Source organism: Brachybacterium sp. AOP24-D1-21, from assembly GCF_052378665.1.
Classification (GTDB): Bacteria; Actinomycetota; Actinomycetes; order Actinomycetales; family Dermabacteraceae; genus Brachybacterium.
Map to the genome: position 1 here is coordinate 53,929 of NZ_JBQSXX010000001.1, position 18,619 is coordinate 72,547.

An 18,619-nucleotide genomic window follows, 5' to 3' on the forward strand; every position below is an offset into this window, starting at 1 on the left:
CTCTTCCTGCGGATCCTCAGCCGCGCGGGGCGCGCAGGAACGGGATCACGGGCAGCCCCACCCGCCGACCCTTGGACGCCACCACCGTGCCGACGATCGCGTAGACCGCCTGCAGCAGGCACACGATGAAGAAGAGTCCCAGCACCGTGAAGACGAGCACGTTCATCACGGGGTGGAACATCATCCCGTCCCCGGTGGGAGAGGGAGCTCCGGTGAGCACCGCGATCAGCATCGTGAGCGCCATCAGCACCGGCCAGCACAGCTGGGTCAGGCCCCAGTTCGCGGCGCGCACGCCGTTGACTGCGGCGAGCCCGCCATGCTTCCGCTGGCGGAGGCCGACGATGAGCTGGGTGATCCCGGCGATCACCAGCCCTACGAAGGGGATCGGGAAGTACGCGAGGAAGCCCAGCGCCCAGGCGATGGTCCCGTTCCGCGCCGGCACGGGCGGTGTCGGCGCGGGACCGGTGGCCGGAGGCGTCGAGCTCATGCGCGAAGCACTCCTCCGACGGCGGCGTCGACGGCGGCGATGCAGCGCTTGCGCGCCTCACCGATCTGCTCCGCGCTCAGAGTGCCCTCGGTGGAGCGCAGCCGCACCGCGAAGGCGAGCGACTTCTTCCCCTCGCCGATCTGCTCACCGGTGAAGACGTCGAACAGGTGGACGTTCTCGGCGAGGTCGCCGATGCCCACGATGATCGCGGCCTCGACGGCCGCTGCGGGGACGTCCTGATCGACCACGAAGGCGAAGTCCTCTTTGGCCACCGGATAGGTGGGCACCGGGGTCGCGGTGACGACGGCCGGGGCCGCGGCGATCAGCGCCTCGAGGTCGAGCTCGAATGCGCTGGTGCGTGCCGGGAGGCCGAACTCCTTGACCACGGCGGGGTGCAGCTCACCGGCATGGCCGATCACCGTGCTCTCCCCGTCGGTGGTGAGGACTCGCAGCTCGCCGGCGCGGCCGGGGTGGAAGGGAGCGTGCTCGACCTGGCGCACCTCGAGCGCGGCGCCGACGGCCGCGGCCGTGCGGCGCGCGAGCTCGAAGGCGTCGGCCCAGCCCCAGGGCGCGACCTCGCCCTGCCAGGAATCCGGGCCGGACGCCCCGCCGACCACGGCGGCGAGGGTGCGGGTCTGGACCGGCAGTGCGGCGAGGACCTCCTCGAGCTCGGCGTCGGTGGGCCGCTGGCCAGCCGCCGGGACCGGTGAGCGGGCGCCCTCACCGCGGGAGCGGGAGGTGGTGCCGAGCTGGAAGATCGCCACCGACTCCTCGCCGCGGCCGAGGTTCCGCCGGGCGACGGGCAGCAGGGTCTGCAGCAGGGAGGTCCGCATCAGCGGCTCGTCGTCGGCCAGCGGGTTCAGCAGGCGCACGGCGTCGCGCCGCGTGTCGTCGGCCTCATAGCGCAGGGCGTCGAAGATGCCCTCGCCCACGAAGGGATAGGACGTGACCTCGATGACCCCTGCCTCGGCGAGTGCGCGGTGTGCGTCACGACGGGCTCGCTGGGCGCGGGTGAGGCCCCGTCCGCCGGGCGCCGTGGGCAGGATCGACGGGATCGTCTCGTAGCCGACGAGACGGGCGATCTCCTCGATCAGGTCCTCCCGGATGGTGAGGTCCGGGCGCCAGGAGGGCGGGGAGACGGCGAGGGAGCCGTCGCGGGCGTCCTCGACCTGGCAGCCGATCATCTCGAGGCTGCCGCGCACCTGCTCCGGGGTGTAGGCGATGCCGACCACGCGTTCGGCGTCGCCGAGCGGGAGGGTGATCGCCGCGGCCGGGGCGGGGACCGAGCCCTCATCAGTGACCGTCGGCGCGATCTCGCCGCCGCCGAACTGGGCGATCAGCTGTGCGGCACGGTAGGCCGCGACCAGCGGCAGCTGCGGATCCACGCCGCGCTCGAAGCGCTTGGACGCCTCCGAGGGCAGGCGGTGACGGCGCGCGGAGCGGGCCACCGAGATGGAGTGGAAGGTCGCCGCCTCGAGCACGATGTTCGAGGTGGTGCTGGAGACCTCGGTGGACTTTCCACCCATCACACCGGCGATGCCGAGCAGGCGCTCGCCCTCGCCGCCCTCGCTGTCGGTGATGAGCAGGTCTTCCGGATCCAGGGTGCGGGTGACGTCGTCCAGCGTGGTGAGCTTCTCGCCCTTGCGGGCGCGGCGCACCACGATCGGGGCGACGACCTTGTCGGCGTCGTAGGCGTGCAGCGGCTGTCCGAGATCGAGCATCACGTAGTTCGTGACGTCGACGATCAGCGAGATCGGTCGCATGCCCGCGAGGGTCAGGCGGCGGGCCATCCAGCGCGGGGTCTGGGCGGCAGGGTCCACGCCGCGCACCTCGAGGGCGACGAAGCGCGAGCAGCCCGCGACCTCACGGAGCGGGGCCTGGTCGCGCAGCTGGACGGCGACTCCGCCCGCTTCGGCCTGCGGGACGTCCACGCTGGTGACCGGGTCGGTGAAGCTCGCGCCGGTCGCGTGGGAGTACTCGCGGGCCACGCCGCGCATGGAGAAGCAGTAGCCGCGGTCCGGGGTCACGTTGATCTCGACGACCTCGTCGGCGAGACCGAGCAGGGCGATCGCGTCGTCCCCGGGCTCCCCGGTCAGGCCCTCGGCGTGGCCGCGGCCCAGCACGATGATGCCGTCCTCGCCGGAGGGGTCCTCCCCCAGCCCCAGCTCGTCGCCGGAGCAGATCATCCCGTCGGAGGTGTGGCCGTAGGTTCTGCGGGCCGCGATCGCGAAGTCGCCGGGCAGCACGGTGCCGGGCAGGGAGACCACCACCAGGTCGCCCTCGACGAAGTTGTGCGCGCCGCAGATGATGCCGCGGCTGGGGCGCTCCTCGCCCGGCTGGGGGTCCTTGGGGTTGTCGGCGTCCTCGTTGTGCTCGGGGCCGACGTCCACGCGCACCCAGTTGATGGTCTTGCCGTTCTTCTGGGGCTCCTTGACGAGTTCCAGCACGCGGCCGACGACGAGCGGACCGGACACCTGGGCGCCGAAGATCGCTTCCTCTTCGAGTCCCACGCGGGAGAGGTCGGTGGCGACCTGCTGGGCGGAGGCGCCGGCGGTCAGCTCGGTGTGCTCGGCGAGCCAGGTCAGGGGAATGCGGGGCATCTCAGATCTCCGTACCGTAGTGCTGGGAGAAGCGGACGTCGCCCTCCACCATGTCGCGCATGTCCGCCACGCTGTTGCGGAGCATGAGGATGCGCTCGATCCCCAGGCCGAAGGCGAAGCCCTGGTACTCCTCGGGGTCCACGCCGGCCGCGCGCAGGACGTTCGGGTGGACCATGCCGCAGCCGCCCATCTCGATCCAGCCCGTACCGCCGCACACCCGGCAGTTCGGGTCCGCCTCGTGGTCCAGGCCCTCGCGCGCCTCGCAGCTGAAGCAGCGGAAGTCCATCTCGGCGCTGGGCTCGGTGAAGGGGAAGTGGTTCGGGCGCAGGCGCGTGATCGGCGCCCCGCCGAAGATGTGCGCGGCGAAGGCGTCGAGGGTGCCCACGAGATTCGCCATCGTCAGGCCCTTGTCGATCGCGAGGCCCTCGACCTGGTGGAACATCGGCGAGTGGGTCGCGTCGATCTCGTCGGCCCGGTAGACGGTGCCGGGGCAGGCGACATACAGCGGAGCGCCACGCTCGAGCATGGCGCGGATCTGCACCGGCGAGGTCTGGGTGCGCAGCAGCATGCCGGAGCCCTCGGGCGCGACGTACAGGGTGTCCTGCAGGGAACGCGAGGGGTGCTCCGGGTCAGCGTTCAGGGCATCGAAGTTCAGCCAGGAGGATTCGATCTCCGGGCCCTCGGCGATCTCCCAGCCGATGCCGACGAAGAAGTCGTTGATCCGGTCCTGCAGCACCGTCAGCGGATGCGAGGCCCCGCGGGGGCGCAGGTCGGTGGGGAGGGTGACGTCGACCGTCTCCGCGGCGAGCGCGGCCTCCTCCTCGGCGGCGGCGAGCTCCTGCTGGCGGGCGGCGAGCTGCTTCTGGACGCGACCCTTGCCCTGGCCCACCAGCTTGCCGGCGGCGGCCTTCTGCTCCTTGGGGAGGTCCTTGATGGCGCGGTTCGCGCTCGAGAGCACGCTGGCGTCACCGACATGCTCGATGCGGACCTGCTTGAGCTCGGCGGTGGAGGCGGCCGCGGCGATCGCGGAGAGCGCGGCATCGATGGCGTCACCGATGGTCGCCTCGTCGAGGGCCGGGGCGGCGGGAGTCGAGGATGACTCGGACACAGGTATCGCTTTCGTCCGGGGGCAGGAGGGCACGGGCACCAAGGTGCGGGAACTGCCGCGCGGGCACCGCACGCCATTCTAGGAGGTGCGGCGACTGCCCGGGGAGCACAACCGCCGACGACGCGACGCACCTCATCGGGACGGATCCAGTCATCGGGTGATCAGCGCGGATAGGCTGGTGGGCAAACCCCGACCTCGAAGGAGGCCAGCATGACCTGGACCGTGAAGGGCGTCGTCGCCCGCAGTGAGAAGCAGCCCGCCGAGCTGCTCGACATCGTGATCCCCGACCCCGGCCCGAACGATGTCGTGGTCGACATCGAGGCGACCGGCGTCTGCCACACCGACCTCGCCTACCGCGACGGCGGGATCAACGACGAGTTCCCCTTCCTGCTGGGGCACGAATCCGCCGGCCGCGTCTCCGTGATCGGTGAGAACGTCACCCACGTGGAGGTCGGCGACTACGTGGTGCTGAACTGGCGGGCCGTCTGCGGGCAGTGCCGTGCCTGCAAGAAGGGCGTACCGCAGTACTGCTTCGACACCCACAACGCCTCCAAGCCCACGACCCTCACCGACGGCACCGAGCTCACCGCGGCGCTGGGCATCGGCTCCTTCGCGGAGAAGACCCTGGTCCATGAGGGACAGTGCACGAAGGTCTCCGAGGACGCCCCTGCCGAGGTCGCCGGCCTCCTGGGCTGCGGCGTGATGGCGGGCATCGGCGCCGCGATCAACACCGGCGCCGTGCAGCGGGGCGAATCCCTCGCGGTGATCGGTCTGGGCGGCGTGGGCTGCGCCGCGATCGCCGGGGCGAAGCTCGCCGGCGCGACCACGATCATCGGGCTCGACGTCGACGAGAAGAAGCTCGCCGCCGCGAAGGAGCTGGGCGCCACCCACACCGTGCTCACCCAGGGCCTCTCCCCCCAGCAGGTGGCCGAGAAGGTCCAGGAGCTCACCGGCGGCTTCGGCGCTGACGTGGTCGTGGACGCCGTGGGCATTCCGCAGACCTACGAGACCGCCTTCTACTCCCGAGACCTCGCCGGCCGCGTGGTGCTGGTGGGCGTGCCGCGCCCGGGGGTGGAGCTCACCCTGCCGCTGCTGGATGTCTTCGGCCGGGGCGGGTCGCTGAAGTCCTCCTGGTACGGGGACTGCCTCCCCGAGCGGGACTTCCCGTATCTCATCGACCTCTTCCTGCAGGGACGACTCCCCCTGGACCGCTTCGTCACCGGTCGCACCGACCTCGCCGGGGTCGACGGCTCCCTGGATGCGCTCCACGAGGGCGACACCCTGCGCACCGTGGCGGTGATCGGCCGATGACCGCCCGGCTCGCGCACGCCGTCACCTCGGGAACCTTCAGCCTCGACGGCGAGACCCATCAGGTGGACAACAACGTCTGGGTGCTCGGCGATGACGAGCAGTGCGTGGTCTTCGATGCCCCGCATGATCTCGACACCGTGCTCGATCTGGTCGGCAACCGGGAGTGCGTGGGCATCCTGCTCACCCACGCCCACGACGACCACGTGCGGATGGCCCCCGAGCTGTCCGAGGCGCTCGAGGCACCGATCCTGCTGAACCCCGCGGACCGCGAGGTCTGGCAGCTCACCCATGGCGACCTGCCCTGGGACGACGACGTCGCCGACGGCGACATGTTCACGATCGCGGGGGTGAACCTCGAGGCGCTGCACACCCCGGGCCACTCCCCCGGCTCGACCTGCTACTACTCCGAGGAGCTGGGCGCCGTGTTCACCGGCGACACCCTGTTCCAGGGCGGTCCCGGTGCCACCGGGCGCTCCTTCTCCTCCCGGGAGACGATCGAGGAGTCCGTGCGGGAGCGGCTGTTCGCGCTGCCCGAGGACACGGTGGTGCACACCGGCCACGGCCCCGACACCACCATCGGCACAGAGAAGCGGGCGGCCCAGGGCGACTGGCTCTGAGTCCCGCACTGACGGGCCCTCGCTGAGCTGACCCGGCTGAGCACGGGAGCGGCGGCGATCATCTCCGGACGATCGCCGCCGTTCTGCGTCGGGCGCGCGTGCATCCGAGCTCTGTCTGCCCTCGCGTCAGCGGTGCTCAGCGTCTCCGCAGCTCCGTGCGGACGACGTCATGGACCCGCCATCGGTGCGCGGGGCATGCCGTTCGATGTCCTCGAATCCGGCACCCTCCTACGCGCTGTTCGCCCGGATGTTGAACGCGGCGACGCTCAGCACGATGCGATCAGGCATCTCCGAGCGACGGGGCTGCTGCAGCCCGGCGGCGAGGAAGGCGGAGCCGCGGCCGCAGCCCGTGAGATCCGGGTGCAGACCCAGGCTGATCTCACAGGCCTCACCGTCCTCGGTGGGGTCCGCGCTGACGAACCCGGGCCGCGTCGAGAGTCATGGGGCTGAAGCGGAGGACCCGACCCCGCGCATCGTGGCTCATGCGGTCTGCGGGCCGTTCGTGGGAGGGGTCCCCTGTTCAGCGGACGGCCGGACCGCCTCGCCGTCGGCCGCGTCCCCGCGCTCAGCGCAGCCCGCCTCGTCGGCGTCAGCGACGGACGCGACGCCGGACTCCGCTGTGGCCGCCGGCTCCTCCGCCGGGTCCAGATCGCTCTCACCCCGCAGCTGCGCCAGATAGGCGTTGTAGGCCGCGAGCTCGGCGCCGCCGTCCCGCTCCGCCTTGCGGTCGTACTGGCGGGCCCGGCGATCGTCGGACTTCATCCACATCGCCGCGACGATGATCGCGTAGCCGACGGTCGGGACCTCCGAGATCGCCCACATGATGGTGCCGCCGCGCACCTGGATCAGCTCGAGCCGATCCAACGGGTACATCCCGAGCTGGGTGTACCAGTCCTCCGCGACCAGCCAGGTCGCCGAGACCATGGCCACCCCGAAGAAGGCGTGGAACGCGAGGGTGACCAGCAGGGTGATCAGTTTCAGCACCGGGTTGATCGGCTTCTGGGAGGGGTCGACGCCGATCAGCACCCAGGCGAACAGGTAGCCGGAGGCGAGGAAGTGCACCGTCATCAGCAGATGCCCGACGTGGTGCTCCATGGCCAGCTCGAACAGGGGCGAGAAGTAGAAGACGATCAACGAGCCCACGAAGAGGAACCCGGCCACCGGCGGGGAGGAGACCAGCCGGGAATAGCTGGAGTGCAGAGCGGCCAGCACCCATTCGCGCACGCCGCGGGAGCCGTCGGTGCGGGGCGCGACCGCGCGGGACAGCAGCGTGACCGGGCCGCCGAGCACCCACAGCGGCGGCACGATCATCATCATCGCCATGTGCTGGATCATGTGCGCGTCGAAGCGGAACTTGCCCCAAGCCGCAGCGCCGCCGTTCATCACCCAGGCGAAGGCGAGACAGCCCGCCAGGAAGCACGCGGTCCGGATCCACGGCCAGACATCCCCGCGACGGGTCAGACGCACCACGCCGGTCACGTACAGGCCGGCCATCGTCACGGCCAGGGCGAGAGCGATCCAGTCGGGCTGGAACACGGTGAACAGGGTGCCGGGCGAGAACTCGCGCTCCGGCGGGAGGTAGCCCACCAGGGCCAGGACCCGCAGCTCCCCCACGGCGGGGATCTCCTGCGGGACCGGCGGAGCGGAGCGGCCCAGGGCGATCGACGCACCGATCACCGCGGCCATCACCAGGCCCTCGGTCGCGACGAGGTGACGGAATCGGATCCGCTCCCCCAGCCGTCGCCGCTGCAGAGCACCCAGCACGGCGAGAGTGAGCAGGCCCAGCGCCTTGATCAGCACCACCCGGCCATAGCCGGTGGTGAGCAGCTCGGACCAGTGGGACATCCGGATCCACGCGCTGATCAGCCCGCTGAGCGCGAGGGCTGCCACGGCCGCCAGCGCCCAGGGCGAGAACCGGCGGATCGCGGTGGCCATCTGCGTCTCGTCCATGCGGGCATCGAGCAGGAAGAGCACCAGCAGCCCCCCGGCCCAGACGCTGACCGCCACCAGGTGCACCGACATCGCATTGACGGCGTTGATGTGGTCGAGGCTGGAGCCGGCATGCCCGGCGAGCCCCAGCGCGGCGGCGCCGACCCCGGCGAAGGCCAGCCCCCAGCTGGCCAGCACCGTGGAGCGCGCGAGCGCATAGGCGAGAGCGGACAGCGCCGCGAAGACGGTGATGCTCAGCTGGATCCGGCCCAGCTCACCACCCATCGCCACGTCCCAGAGGTTGAGGTCGCTGCCGGCGCCGGTGGCTTCCAGTCCGACCAGCGGGATCAGGGCGAGGGAGGCCGCCGCCCACAGCAGCGCTCCCGCGGCGCCGAGGCGCACGGTCCGGCGGCGCAGCGGATCCAGGGTGGTCACTTGGCGGCGACCGGGACCCGGCAGCAGCAGCACTGCGGTTCCACCGGCCCCGATGGCGAGCAGCAGGCCCAGGTGGTGCAGTGCACGTACGACCGGCAGGCCCCAGGTGACCAGCGGAGAGGCGGGGACGAGTTCGGCAGGGGCGAGGGCTCCGGTGGCTGCCATGCCCGCCAGGGCGGCGGCGACGGTGAGGAGCAGGAGGATAGGAAGTGCGAGGGCGCCGGCGCGCTGGGAGACGGCGTTCATGCCCCTGCCTGTCGGCGCCGGAGCGTCTCGAAGAGGCAGACGGTCGCGGCGGTGTGGACGTTGAGCGATTCGGCGTGCCCGGCCAGGGGGATCCGCACGGTCAACGGGGCGGCGGCGAGGGTGGCCTCGTCCAGGCCGCGTGCCTCGTTGCCGAAGATCCAGGCGATCCGCGCGGGAAGCGCCGCGGTGAAGAGCTCGGAGTCGGCGTACCCGCTGGTGGCGGCGGCGGCGATGGAGGTGGCGGCGAGCTGCGCGAGCACGTCCTCGATCTCGGCGCCGGTGAGCACGGGGAGGTGGAACAGGCTGCCGACGGCGGCGCGCACCGCCTTGGGTGCGTAGGGGTCGGCGCTGGTGCGGGTCAGCAGCACCAGGTCGGCGCCGGCGGCGTCCGCCGTGCGGATCAGGGTGCCGACGTTGCCGGGGTCGCGAACCTCGTGGAGCACTGCGACGGTGACGGGACCCTCGGGTGGCAGCGCGCCCAGGGCTGCTGCGGCGGCCGACGGGTCCTCGGCGGGCAGGGCGCCGACGGCGACGACCCCCTGCGGGGAGACCAGGGAGCCTGAGGCACCGGCAACACCGGCAGTACCGGAGGCACCGAGTGCTTCCGGGGCGCCGGGGGCGTCCGTGGCCCCCGCTGAGCTGGTCGCTGCGGTGTCACGGACCAGGGCGCGCAGGATCTGCTCATCGACGGTGCGTACGGGTACCCCGGCGGCGCGGGCCAGCTCGATCAGCTCGGGGTGGCCCGTGGCCGCACGCTCGGTGAGGAAGACCTCGAGCGCCAGCTCGGGGCGATGCGCCAGCAGCGAGCGGACCGACTGCGGCCCCTCGATCCGGAACCTGCCCTGCTTACGACGTGCAGAGCGCCCGGTCAGCGCCGCCACCTTCTTCACCCGCTCGGAGCGGGCAGAGGTGAGCGGAGACTGATCCGGGCGCTCAGGCATTGCGGTTCTTCGCAACAGATGCCGCGATGTCAGGCTGCCGGGGCGTTGACGTCCTCGGGGAGGGCGTTCTTCGCGACCTCGACCAGGGCGGCAAATGCCGGGGCGTCGTTGACGGCGAGCTCTGCGAGCATGCGGCGGTCGACCTCGACGCCGGCCAGGCCGAGGCCCTGGATGAGGCGGTTGTAGGTCATGCCGTTGGCGCGGGCCGCAGCGTTGATGCGCTGGATCCAGAGCTGACGGAAGTTGCCCTTGCGCTTCTTGCGGTCGCGGAAGTTGTAGGTCTGCGAGTGCAGCACCTGCTCCTTCGCCTTGCGGTACAGGCGAGAGCGCTGACCGCGGTAGCCGCTGGCCTGCTCCAGGATTTCCCGACGCTTCTTATGGGCGTTTACCGCCCGCTTCACGCGTGCCACGTGATACTCCTTCGATCGTAAATTCAGGGGCGCGGGAGCAGTGCTCCCACGTGGGCGATCAGCGGCCCAGCAGCTTCTTCATACGCTTGACATCGGCCTTGGCGACAGAGGTGTCGTTGCCGAGACGGCGCTTGCGGGTGGAGGACTTGTGCTCCAGCAGGTGGCGGGCGTTGGCCTTCTCGCGCATGAGCTTGCCCGAGCCGGTGACGCGGACGCGCTTCTTGGTACCCGAGTGGGTCTTGTTCTTCGGCATCTGCCTGTTCTCCTTGTGACGTTTCTCAGGACTCGGCGCTGGTGTCGGCCTCAGCCGTGGGAGCGGACTTCTCGTCCTCGCTCCGAGCAGCAGCCTTCTCAGCATCGGTCTTGCGCTTGCGGGCCTCGGCCATGGCCTGGGCCTTCTTCTTGTGAGGCCCGAAGACCATCACCATGTTGCGGCCGTCCTGCCGCGGATGCGACTCGACGAAGCCGTAGTCGGCGACGTCCTCGGCCATACGACCGAGAAGCTTGACGCCCCTCTCGGGACGGGACTGCTCACGACCACGGAAGCGAATGATGACCTTGACCTTGTCGCCACCGTCAAGGAACTTCTCAACATTACGGCGCTTGGTGTCGTAGTCATGGGTATCGATCTTCAGGCCCATACGGATTTCCTTCTGGACCGTGTTCGCCTGGTTCTTGCGCGACTCACGGGCCTTCAGGTTGGCTTCGTACTTGTACTTGCCGTAATCCATCAGACGCGCGACCGGCGGATTCGCGCCGGGCGCGACCTCGACGAGATCGAGGCCTGATTCCTGTGCGAGACGCAGGGCGTCCTCGACACGGACCTCACCGACCTGCTCGCCGGCGGGCCCGACCAGGAGGACCTTGGGGACCCTGATCTGACCATTGATGCGCTGTTCGCTGATGTTGGCTCCTCACCTTGATTCGAGTCGGAAGACGACGAAAGCCCCCGCAATATCATGCGGAGGCCCCAGGTGCACGCGCCACAGCGCGGTACAGGCATTGCTGCCTGACTGCGATACTGACCCAGCAGCTGTGCGCTCGCGGGCCGGAAGGCTCACGGGCTGATCGCCACGAGGTGGGAAGGGACTCCACTTGAAGGAACTGAAGACGAGGGTCTCGACCTGTTCCAATCGTCTATCCTAGCAGGAGTGCGGCCGCAGTCCAGGTGATGTGCGTCGCGCCCGCATGCTGCGACAACAAGGAGTGCTGGTGGAGACCGACCGCGATGCGTCCGGCGGGGACGACCTCCCCGGTCGTCCCGTCCCCAGCACGCCGTCCCCTGAGCCCCACGACTACGGCTACGGGCAGACACCGCTCGATGCCGCGGGAACCGGCGGTGCTCGCGCCGCCGACTCCGGAATCGCGGAGGACGATGCACCCTCCGCAGCATTCGACGCGGATGAGGCACCCGCCGCCGACTTCTCCGCCGGCGAGGAGACCTCCGCCGCGGTACCCGGGGCCCCCGCCGACAGCGGCACCGGGCAGGTCCCCGCCACCGGCATCCGGCCGGTGACCGCTCTGCGCACGGCGCCACGAGCAGTGCTCCGTCCTGTTCCCGAGGGATTCCCCACGCCACCGCCGCGGCCGGCCAGGCCCAACCGTCGGCCTGCGCCGCCGAAGGAAGCCCTGCCCGCCGGGAGGAGCCGGCGTGGCCTGCTCATCGCAGGGATCTCGGTGATCGCTGTCCTGCTGCTGGTGGTCATCGTCGGTGGCGGGGTGCTCGCCTTCCGGGCGCTCTCGCCCGCCGCACCCGCAGCCGGTTCGTCGGCCCCGTCGGCGCCCGCGACCGGGACGGCGCAGGATCCAGCCGGCCCCGGGCAGGTGCAGATCGGCGAGGTGACCATCACGGAGGTGAGCACCGAGATCGGTGTACGCAAGGTCGGCACTCCGGGCTCGACCATGGAGCCCGAGGGTGAATACATCGTCGTGATCTTCGAGGTCGAGAACCCGCGCGACACGAGCGTGGACATTGCAGAGCTGGTGGAGCTCGAGGCGGGCGACGGCCAGACCTACGCTCCCGACTCAGACGCGAGCGCGAACTTCGTCGCGGACAGCCGACCCTTCGGAGTGGTCTCCCCGGAGAGCACCGCCACCTTCCACAAGGTCTACGACGTCCCCATCGGCACCCAGCCCACCGGCCTGCACTTCACTTTCAGCATGGTGGACGAGGCCGGGACCCTTCCTCTGGGAAGCTGATCACCGCCCCACACCACCACCCCGCGCGCCCGCACCGGGCGTGCACCACCGACCACGAAGGATCTCTGCAGACGTGAACGATCACCAGCACCACGACCACTCCGACCACGCGAACCATGCCGGCCACGCCGACCATGCGGACCATGCCGGTCACGCCGAGGCTCCCGCCACGGGCGCTGAGGAGCTCCGCGATATCGCCGACGTCGCCGCGGTGGAGATCATCACCTCCGCCTGCGTGCACCTGCTGAGCGCTGCGGCCGTAAAGGTCGGGCTCGCGGAGGACGAGGAGACCGGTCAGTACCAGGACCTCGACGAGGCCCGGAAGCTGATCAACGCCCTGGCCGGTCTCGTGACCGCCGCGGCTCCGGAGATCGGCAACGAGCATGCCCGCTCGCTGCGTGACGGCCTGCGCTCGCTCCAGCTGGCCTTCGCCGAGGCGCTCCCCTTCCCGGACGCCCCCGGTGAGGCGCCGGGCGAGAAGTACACCGGCCGCGTCTCCTGACCTCGAGGGTTCCTGACCACGCGTCGTCGACCGCGAGTGCGTCGTGCCTGGAACGCGAAGAGTTGCAAGGGGTTCCCGGGAGCTGCGGGGGCCCGGGCCCCTGGGGTTTCTGGGAGCCCCGCTGGGCCCGGGGAGTTCCTAGAAGCCCGCACGGCCCGGGGAGACCCTAGGAGTCTGCAGGGCTCGAGGAGACCCTGGGGTCAGGAGCCGAGGACGAGGCGGAGCGAGCTGATCCGCTCGGCGACCAGCTGCTCGGCGCCGAGGCGTGCCGTGACCTCATCGACTGCCTGACGCACCGCGGGCGCGGTGAGCCCGGGCCGCAGTCGGAGCTGGAGATCCACCTCGGCCCGTTCCCCGGCCCGCGCGGTCAATGCGAGCACCTCGTCAGAGGAGTCGGAGGCAACCCTGTCCAGCACCTCGGCCAGCTCGGGATCCTGGTGCGGAGGGATCCACTCCCTCCCCTGGGCCAGCGCCCACAGCACCGAGCGCGGCAGCAGCACCGGTCCGCCCTCCGCTGCCGGGGTCGCGGGGTCGAGGAGCAGGGCCGTGCAGCCCTCCTGCACCGCTGCCTGCGCAGCCTGCGGGGCGATGACCGGCACCGGCCTGGCGTCGGAGCGCCAGGCGGCGAGGGCCGCCACCGAAGTGAACAGCGGCAGCACCGTCGTGCCGTCGGGCGCCGTGATCGAGACCATCGCCATGTCGGCGCCGTTGTCACCGGTGAGCCCGTGGACCGTGGTCCCGGTCTCGGTGGCGACCGCCATGATCGGCACCAGCACCCGGGCTGCGGCGAGGGCGGAGACCAGCCCCTGCCGGTGGGGATCCTGGCCGGCCCGATGCGCGGCGAGGGCCGCGGTCACTGCCGCGGGTGCGCTGCCGTCATCTGCGGGAAAGGGGCTGACCGTGTAGTCCCGTCCCTCCCAGGAGACTCCGGCGGTGTCCGTCAGCGGGGACTTCTCGCGGAAATGGGCGGGCAGCGTCCGGTGGATCTGCTCGGTGCGGTCGGCAGGCTCCGCCGACGCATCGGGCAGGGCCCCTTCCGGGGCCCCGGCCGGGGACCCTGAACGGTCGTGATCCTGCGCCGGGCTCATGGGCGGCCCGCGACGTCGAGCGCCTCGCCCATCGTGAACGCCTGCGCGTACAGGGCCTTGCCGACGATCGCGCCCTCGACGCCGGCCGAGACCAGCTCGCGCAGGGCGCGCAGGTCGTCGAGGGAGGAGATCCCGCCCGAGGCGACCACCTTCGCCTCCGTGCGCGAGCACACTTCGGCCAGCAGCTCGAGGTTGGGTCCGCGCAAGGTGCCGTCCTTGGTGACGTCGGTGACGACGTAGCGCTGGCAGCCGGCCTCGTCGAGCCGCTCGAGGGTCTCCCAGAGGTCGCCGCCGTCGCGGGTCCAGCCGCGGGCCGCCAGAGTGGTGCCGCGCACGTCGAGGCCGACGGCGATGCGGTCGCCGTGCTCGGCGAGGATCTCTGCGGTCCACTCCGGGTTCTCGAGCGCGGCGGTGCCGAGGTTGACGCGGCGGCAGCCGGTGGCGAGCGCCGCGGCGAGCGACTCGTCATCGCGGATCCCGCCGGAGAGCTCGACGTTCATGTCGACGGCTGCGACCACCTCGGCGAGCAGTGCGGCATTGGTGCCGCGGCCGAAGGCGGCGTCGAGGTCCACCAGGTGCAGCCAGCTCGCGCCGCCCTCCTGGAAGGTCAGTGCCGCGTCCAGCGGGGCACCGTAGGCGGTCTCGGTTCCGGCCTCGCCCTGGACGAGCCGGACGGCCTGGCCGTCCTGGACGTCGACGGCGGGGAGCAGCTCGAGCACGGGAGCGGTCATGGGGTGCCTCCTGGAAGCGGTGGTCGGACGATGGCCCGGACGGTGGTGAAGTGGTCTCAGAAAAAAGTGATCTCGGAGGAAGTGATCCCAGAGAAAAGGGTGGGCGCAGGTGCAGCGGAGCCGGATGAGGGTCTCCGGCTCAACCGGTCTGGATGCGCCAGATGGAGATGCCGAAGCAGATCAGTCCGAGCAGCAGCAGGCCGACGCTCGACCACCAGGGCTTCTTCGAGCGGTAGAACGACCAGGCGCCGCCGAGCAGCATGCCGCCGGCGAACAGGGTCAGGAACGCGACCATCATGAGACGGTCTCCCTCTCGTAGCGCGGGAGGGTGCGGAGCCAGTTGGCCAGCAGCTTCGCTCCGGCATCGCCGGACTTCTCCGGGTGGAACTGGGTGGCGGTGAGCGCACCGTTCTCGACGGCGGCGATGAAGCGGTCGCCCCCGTGCTCGGACCAGCTCACCTTGGGTGCGGCGAGCGAGCCGATCTGCTCCATCTCCCAGCGCCGCGCGGCGTAGGAGTGCACGAAGTAGAAGCGCTCCTCGGTGATGTCCTCGAAGAGGGCGGTGCCCTCGGCGGCATCGACGGTGTTCCAGCCCATATGGGGCACGACCGCCGCCTCCAGGCGGGTCACCTCTCCGGGCCACTGTCCCAGCCCGCGGGTGCGTTCACCGTGCTCGGCGCCGGTCTCGAACATGACCTGCAGACCCACGCAGATGCCCAGGACCGGGCGGCCCCCGGCGAGGCGCCGCTCGATGATGCGGTCCCCTCCGACGGCCTTGATCTGCTCGAGGGTGGCGGCGAAGGCGCCGACCCCGGGGACGACCAGTCCATCCGCGGTGAGCGCGCGGTCACGGTCCGCGGTCAGCTCGACCTCGGCTCCGGCCGCCTCGAGCGCACGAACCACGGAGCGCACATTGCCGGAGCCATGATCGAGCACCACCACATGGGCTGCGGGGACCGGGGCGGCGCTGGGGGCGGTCTCTTCCGTCACTTGCGCTTCTTCCCGGAGGCGATCCAAGCGAGCGCCTCGGAGCGGCTCAGGGCGGACGGGTCCAGCCCCTCCCCCAGCTCCTCGAGGGTGGTCGCGCCCAGCAGCAGCTCCTCGACGAGGTCGTCGACCGCACCGAGCACGATCGCGGGCGAGATGTCCTCGCCCCGCTCGCCGTTCTTGTACCGGGTCGCCGTCATGCGGTCACCGCGGCGCCAGAACAGCACGATCCCGTTGCGCTGCAGGGCGGTCGAGGCGATCGCGGCGAGATCATGAGCGGCGGCCTCGGCGAGCGGACCGATCGCGATCGCGCCGGTGCTGCTGTCGTGGGTGCGGGTCCCGACGGGGATGTCGATCCCGTCGGTGCGGGCCTCCCGGCCCAGCCGCACCACGCCTGCCAGCGCCTTCGCGGAGGCGACGGAGGTCGCGATCACCGCGACGCTGGGCACCTCTTCCTCGCCCGTGGTGTCGGTGAGCACGTCCTCGACGGTCAGCGGGGCATCGTCCTCGAGGGAGATGCCTTCCATGAGGCGTGCGAACTCCGCGTCGATGTCATCGGCGGGACGGCCGGATCCCTCCGGCTGCTCTCCGGGACGGTCCTGACGCGGATCCTCGGGATCGACGGCGCTCATCACAGTGCTCCCTTGGTGGAGGGGACGTCCAGGACGCGGTCGTCGTACGCGCACGCAGCACGGAGCGCGCGGGCGAGGGCCTTGAACTGGGCTTCGACGATGTGGTGGGGATCGCGGCCCTCGATCAGCCGGATGTGCAGGCAGATCGCGGCGTGGTGGGCGAGGGACTCGAAGACGTGCCGGGTCAGCGAGCCGGTGAAGTGGCCCCCGATGAGGTGCGTGGCCTGGGCCTCGCTCTCCCCCGAGTGCACGCAGTAAGGCCGGCCGGAGAGGTCCACGACAGCCTGGGCGAGGGACTCGTCCAGCGGGACCAGCGCGTCGCCGAAGCGCGCGATGCCCCGCTTGTCGCCGAGGGCCTCGCGCAGCGCCTGGCCGAGCACGATCGCGGTGTCCTCCACGGTGTGGTGGGCGTCGATGTGCGTGTCACCGGTCGCCTTGACCGTGAGGTCGAAGCGGGCATGGGTGGCGAGCGCCGTGAGCATGTGGTCGAAGAAGGGCACCGTGGTGGAGACATCGACCTGGCCGGTGCCGTCGATGTCGAGGGTGAGCTCGATCGAGGACTCGCGGGTGGTGCGGCTGAGGGTCGCGGTGCGCGACGGGCGGGCGGCGGCGCTGGGCGTGTTGGGCGTGCTGGTCATCGGGGGTCGGCCTCCTCGAGGGCGGTACGGAATGCGGCGTTGTTCTCGGGCGTGCCGATCGACACGCGCAGCCAGCCGGCGGGGCCGACGGCTCGGATGAGGACTCCGCGCGCGAGGAGCGCCTCGAACACGGAGTCACGGTCGGAGAAGCTGCGGAACAGGATGAAGTTCGCGTCGGACGGTGCCACCTCGTGGCCGCGCGAGGCAAGGTGCTCGGCGAGCGCATCACGCTCGGTGCGCAGCAGCGCGACCTTGCCCAGCAGCTCCTCACGGTGAGCGAGGGCGGTGCGGGCGACCGCCTGGGTGACGGCGGAGAGGTGGTAGGGCAGGCGCACCACTCGCACGGTGTCCACGATCGCGGGATCGGCGATCAGGTAGCCGAGCCGGGCGCCGGCGAGTGCGAAGGCCTTGGACATGGTGCGGGCCACCACCAGGTTCTGGTGCCGCCCCAGCAGCGTGAGCGCGCTGGGGACGCCGTCCCGGCGGAACTCCCCGTAGGCCTCGTCGACCACCAGCAGGCCCCGGGTCGCTGCGAGCGCGGTCGCCGCCGCCTCGACGACGTCGAGATCGAGCGCGGTGCCGGTGGGGTTGTTCGGGCTGGTGAGTACCACGATGCTGGGCCGGTGCGCGGCGATCGCCGCGGTGACCGCCTCCGCGGTGAGGGTGAAGTCGGGGGCGGGGCCGCGCTCGGCGGTGACCCAGTCGGTGTAGGTGTCCCGCGCGTACTCGGGGTACATCGAGTAGTGCGGGGTGAAGCCCAGCGCGGTGCGGCCGGGGCCGCCGTAGGCCAGCAGCAGCTGGTGCATGATCTCGTTCGACCCGTTGGCAGCCCAGACGGCGTGGGCGTCCGGCGCGGGGATCCCGGATTCTGCGGCGAGATAGGCACCGAGGTCGGCGCGCAGGTCCAGCGCCTCCCGATCCGGATACCTGTTCAGGCCCACGGCGGCCTCCGCCGCGGCGCGGCCGATCGCGGCGGCGAGCTCCGGCGAGGGGCCGTAGGGGTTCTCGTTGACGTTCAGCGCATGCGCGACCTCGAGCTGGGGAGCGCCGTACGGGGCGGCTCCCGCGATGCCGTCCCGCGGGGCGGGCAGCACGGAGCTGTCGAGGGTCGGAGCAGGGTTCACGGACATGGCCTCCATGGTAGTTCGCACCGGCTGCTGGCGACCGTGTCGTCCGCTCGCTGAGGTGTCCCATGCCGACGACAGGCGCTGCAGGTGCCCGGCGGCATGTATGACGCCGTTCCCCGCGGGCATGGCGGCATTCCCTGCGGCGTGGCGCCCTTCACAGAGCGGGCGGCGACGACGGGCGCCTCCGGGGTCCGTCAGTATCCTGGGGCGATGTTCCGTTCCCTGGGTGCCCTGGTCGGCGACCTGCTGGTCGTCCTGCTCTTCGTCGCGATCGGCTTCGTGCAGCACGGCACGCCGCTGACCACACAGAACCTCTTCCTGGTGGGCTGGCCGTTCGCCCTCGGAGTGCTGCTGGGCCATCTCGCGATCCGGGCCTGGCGCGCGCCCTTCCGGATCTGGCCGCATGGGGTGTTCGTGTGGGGCATCACGCTCGCGACCACGATGGCGCTGCGCACCCTGTTCACCGCTGGGACCGAGGTGTCCTTCATCATCGTCACCGCCGTGGTGACCGGCGTGCTGATGCTCGGCTGGCGTGCGGTGGCGCTGTACGTCACCCGCCACGAGCGCACTCCGCAGCCGGTCGAACTCACCTCCGGACGCTGATCACCGGGGTGATGCCCCGGCCCTCAAC

The 18,619-nt window shown here is 71.1% G+C and carries 20 protein-coding genes; 5 read left to right on the forward strand and 15 right to left on the reverse strand.

Going from position 1 to position 18,619, the window contains the following annotated elements; genetic code table 11:
• Window positions 1-16: 16 nt before the first annotated feature.
• The 3 genes from ACT3UF_RS00215 to pheS are packed head-to-tail and all read right to left on the reverse strand — an operon-like array spanning window position 17 to window position 4,195.
• Window positions 17-487: a hypothetical protein gene (locus tag ACT3UF_RS00215; RefSeq protein ID WP_444607943.1), complete on the reverse strand. Its 471-nt coding sequence runs from the start codon at window positions 485-487 to the stop codon at window positions 17-19.
• The gene (gene pheT / locus ACT3UF_RS00220; protein WP_444607944.1) at window positions 484-3,087 is read right to left on the reverse strand and encodes a phenylalanine--tRNA ligase subunit beta; all 2,604 of its coding nucleotides are present in this window, start codon (window positions 3,085-3,087) and stop codon (window positions 484-486) included. Before pheT ends, ACT3UF_RS00215 begins: the two co-directional genes overlap by 4 nt.
• A 1-nt stretch (window position 3,088) precedes the next feature.
• Window positions 3,089-4,195 (reverse strand): phenylalanine--tRNA ligase subunit alpha, encoded by a 1,107-nt coding sequence (gene pheS / locus ACT3UF_RS00225; protein ID WP_441444328.1) that lies wholly within the window; start codon window positions 4,193-4,195, stop codon window positions 3,089-3,091.
• Window positions 4,196-4,405: 210 nt separating this feature from the next.
• Here pheS and ACT3UF_RS00230 point away from each other — a divergent pair, with 210 nt between their 5' ends.
• Both ACT3UF_RS00230 and ACT3UF_RS00235 read left to right on the forward strand, forming a co-directional pair.
• Window positions 4,406-5,506: an S-(hydroxymethyl)mycothiol dehydrogenase gene (locus tag ACT3UF_RS00230; RefSeq protein WP_441444327.1), complete on the forward strand. Its 1,101-nt coding sequence runs from the start codon at window positions 4,406-4,408 to the stop codon at window positions 5,504-5,506.
• Window positions 5,503-6,123, forward strand: coding sequence for an MBL fold metallo-hydrolase (locus ACT3UF_RS00235; RefSeq protein WP_441444326.1), 621 nt, complete (start codon window positions 5,503-5,505; stop codon window positions 6,121-6,123). Before ACT3UF_RS00230 ends, ACT3UF_RS00235 begins: the two co-directional genes overlap by 4 nt.
• Window positions 6,124-6,603: 480 nt before the next feature.
• Here ACT3UF_RS00235 and ACT3UF_RS00240 read toward each other — a convergent pair whose 3' ends face one another.
• From ACT3UF_RS00240 to infC, 5 genes are read right to left on the reverse strand one after another with little or no spacing between them, the layout of a single operon-like run.
• Complete coding sequence (locus ACT3UF_RS00240) at window positions 6,604-8,733, reverse strand: cytochrome c oxidase assembly protein (RefSeq protein WP_442332014.1); 2,130 nt, start codon at window positions 8,731-8,733, stop codon at window positions 6,604-6,606.
• Window positions 8,730-9,674: a TrmH family RNA methyltransferase gene (locus ACT3UF_RS00245; protein ID WP_444592360.1), complete on the reverse strand. Its 945-nt coding sequence runs from the start codon at window positions 9,672-9,674 to the stop codon at window positions 8,730-8,732. The genes ACT3UF_RS00240 and ACT3UF_RS00245 overlap by 4 nt, the downstream gene beginning before the upstream one ends.
• 29 nt (window positions 9,675-9,703) lie before the next feature.
• Window positions 9,704-10,084, reverse strand: coding sequence for a 50S ribosomal protein L20 (gene rplT, locus ACT3UF_RS00250; RefSeq protein WP_096802603.1), 381 nt, complete (start codon window positions 10,082-10,084; stop codon window positions 9,704-9,706).
• A 58-nt stretch (window positions 10,085-10,142) separates the two neighbouring features.
• Window positions 10,143-10,337: a 50S ribosomal protein L35 gene (gene rpmI / locus ACT3UF_RS00255; protein ID WP_441444323.1), complete on the reverse strand. Its 195-nt coding sequence runs from the start codon at window positions 10,335-10,337 to the stop codon at window positions 10,143-10,145.
• A 25-nt stretch (window positions 10,338-10,362) separates the two neighbouring features.
• Complete coding sequence (gene infC, locus ACT3UF_RS00260) at window positions 10,363-10,989, reverse strand: translation initiation factor IF-3 (RefSeq protein ID WP_442332021.1); 627 nt, start codon at window positions 10,987-10,989, stop codon at window positions 10,363-10,365.
• A gap of 307 nt (window positions 10,990-11,296) precedes the next feature.
• Here infC and ACT3UF_RS00265 point away from each other — a divergent pair, with 307 nt between their 5' ends.
• Both ACT3UF_RS00265 and ACT3UF_RS00270 read left to right on the forward strand, forming a co-directional pair.
• Window positions 11,297-12,283, forward strand: coding sequence for a hypothetical protein (locus ACT3UF_RS00265; protein ID WP_444592359.1), 987 nt, complete (start codon window positions 11,297-11,299; stop codon window positions 12,281-12,283).
• Between the two features lie 193 nt (window positions 12,284-12,476).
• On the forward strand, window positions 12,477-12,785 hold the full coding sequence (locus ACT3UF_RS00270) for a DUF1844 domain-containing protein (protein ID WP_441444339.1): 309 nt from the start codon (window positions 12,477-12,479) through the stop codon (window positions 12,783-12,785).
• A gap of 200 nt (window positions 12,786-12,985) precedes the next feature.
• Here the strand turns inward: ACT3UF_RS00270 and ACT3UF_RS00275 are convergent, their stop codons facing one another.
• The 7 genes from ACT3UF_RS00275 to ACT3UF_RS00305 form a co-directional block, all read right to left on the reverse strand.
• Complete coding sequence (locus ACT3UF_RS00275; RefSeq protein ID WP_442332017.1) at window positions 12,986-13,873, reverse strand: SseB family protein; 888 nt, start codon at window positions 13,871-13,873, stop codon at window positions 12,986-12,988.
• Window positions 13,870-14,604 (reverse strand): bifunctional 1-(5-phosphoribosyl)-5-((5-phosphoribosylamino)methylideneamino)imidazole-4-carboxamide isomerase/phosphoribosylanthranilate isomerase PriA, encoded by a 735-nt coding sequence (gene priA, locus ACT3UF_RS00280; RefSeq protein ID WP_441444320.1) that lies wholly within the window; start codon window positions 14,602-14,604, stop codon window positions 13,870-13,872. The genes ACT3UF_RS00275 and priA overlap by 4 nt, the downstream gene beginning before the upstream one ends.
• A gap of 139 nt (window positions 14,605-14,743) precedes the next feature.
• The gene (locus tag ACT3UF_RS00285; RefSeq protein WP_441444319.1) at window positions 14,744-14,902 is read right to left on the reverse strand and encodes a hypothetical protein; all 159 of its coding nucleotides are present in this window, start codon (window positions 14,900-14,902) and stop codon (window positions 14,744-14,746) included.
• Window positions 14,899-15,594, reverse strand: a complete 696-nt coding sequence (gene hisH / locus ACT3UF_RS00290) for an imidazole glycerol phosphate synthase subunit HisH (RefSeq protein ID WP_441444318.1) — start codon at window positions 15,592-15,594, stop codon at window positions 14,899-14,901. Before hisH ends, ACT3UF_RS00285 begins: the two co-directional genes overlap by 4 nt.
• The gene (locus ACT3UF_RS00295; protein ID WP_442332018.1) at window positions 15,591-16,223 is read right to left on the reverse strand and encodes a hypothetical protein; all 633 of its coding nucleotides are present in this window, start codon (window positions 16,221-16,223) and stop codon (window positions 15,591-15,593) included. Before ACT3UF_RS00295 ends, hisH begins: the two co-directional genes overlap by 4 nt.
• Complete coding sequence (gene hisB, locus ACT3UF_RS00300; RefSeq protein WP_441444316.1) at window positions 16,223-16,861, reverse strand: imidazoleglycerol-phosphate dehydratase HisB; 639 nt, start codon at window positions 16,859-16,861, stop codon at window positions 16,223-16,225. Before hisB ends, ACT3UF_RS00295 begins: the two co-directional genes overlap by 1 nt.
• Window positions 16,858-17,991 carry a histidinol-phosphate transaminase gene (locus ACT3UF_RS00305; RefSeq protein WP_441444315.1) on the reverse strand — a complete coding sequence of 378 codons (1,134 nt, stop codon included), beginning with the start codon at window positions 17,989-17,991 and terminating at the stop codon, window positions 16,858-16,860. Before ACT3UF_RS00305 ends, hisB begins: the two co-directional genes overlap by 4 nt.
• Window positions 17,992-18,198: 207 nt before the next feature.
• On the opposite strand from ACT3UF_RS00305, the gene ACT3UF_RS00310 reads away from it, so the two are divergent.
• Window positions 18,199-18,591 carry a DUF3054 domain-containing protein gene (locus ACT3UF_RS00310; RefSeq protein ID WP_441444314.1) on the forward strand — a complete coding sequence of 131 codons (393 nt, stop codon included), beginning with the start codon at window positions 18,199-18,201 and terminating at the stop codon, window positions 18,589-18,591.
• The last annotated feature ends 28 nt before the right edge of the window (window positions 18,592-18,619 follow it).

Bases quoted from the DNA above. Each gene is read 5' to 3' on its own strand.
- ACT3UF_RS00240 (WP_442332014.1), bottom strand. From the start codon at position 8,733: ATGAACGCCGTCTCCCAGCGCGCCGGCGCCCTCGCACTTCCTATCCTC.
- hisB (WP_441444316.1), bottom strand. From the start codon at position 16,861: ATGACCAGCACGCCCAACACGCCCAGCGCCGCCGCCCGCCCGTCGCGC.
- ACT3UF_RS00295 (WP_442332018.1), bottom strand. From the start codon at position 16,223: ATGAGCGCCGTCGATCCCGAGGATCCGCGTCAGGACCGTCCCGGAGAG.
- ACT3UF_RS00215 (WP_444607943.1), bottom strand. From the start codon at position 487: ATGAGCTCGACGCCTCCGGCCACCGGTCCCGCGCCGACACCGCCCGTG.
- ACT3UF_RS00275 (WP_442332017.1), bottom strand. From the start codon at position 13,873: ATGAGCCCGGCGCAGGATCACGACCGTTCAGGGTCCCCGGCCGGGGCC.
- ACT3UF_RS00285 (WP_441444319.1), bottom strand. From the start codon at position 14,902: ATGATGGTCGCGTTCCTGACCCTGTTCGCCGGCGGCATGCTGCTCGGC.
- ACT3UF_RS00310 (WP_441444314.1), top strand. From the start codon at position 18,199: ATGTTCCGTTCCCTGGGTGCCCTGGTCGGCGACCTGCTGGTCGTCCTG.
- priA (WP_441444320.1), bottom strand. From the start codon at position 14,604: ATGACCGCTCCCGTGCTCGAGCTGCTCCCCGCCGTCGACGTCCAGGAC.
- ACT3UF_RS00230 (WP_441444327.1), top strand. From the start codon at position 4,406: ATGACCTGGACCGTGAAGGGCGTCGTCGCCCGCAGTGAGAAGCAGCCC.
- rpmI (WP_441444323.1), bottom strand. From the start codon at position 10,337: ATGCCGAAGAACAAGACCCACTCGGGTACCAAGAAGCGCGTCCGCGTC.
- ACT3UF_RS00245 (WP_444592360.1), bottom strand. From the start codon at position 9,674: ATGCCTGAGCGCCCGGATCAGTCTCCGCTCACCTCTGCCCGCTCCGAG.
- ACT3UF_RS00235 (WP_441444326.1), top strand. From the start codon at position 5,503: ATGACCGCCCGGCTCGCGCACGCCGTCACCTCGGGAACCTTCAGCCTC.
- ACT3UF_RS00305 (WP_441444315.1), bottom strand. From the start codon at position 17,991: ATGTCCGTGAACCCTGCTCCGACCCTCGACAGCTCCGTGCTGCCCGCC.
- pheT (WP_444607944.1), bottom strand. From the start codon at position 3,087: ATGCCCCGCATTCCCCTGACCTGGCTCGCCGAGCACACCGAGCTGACC.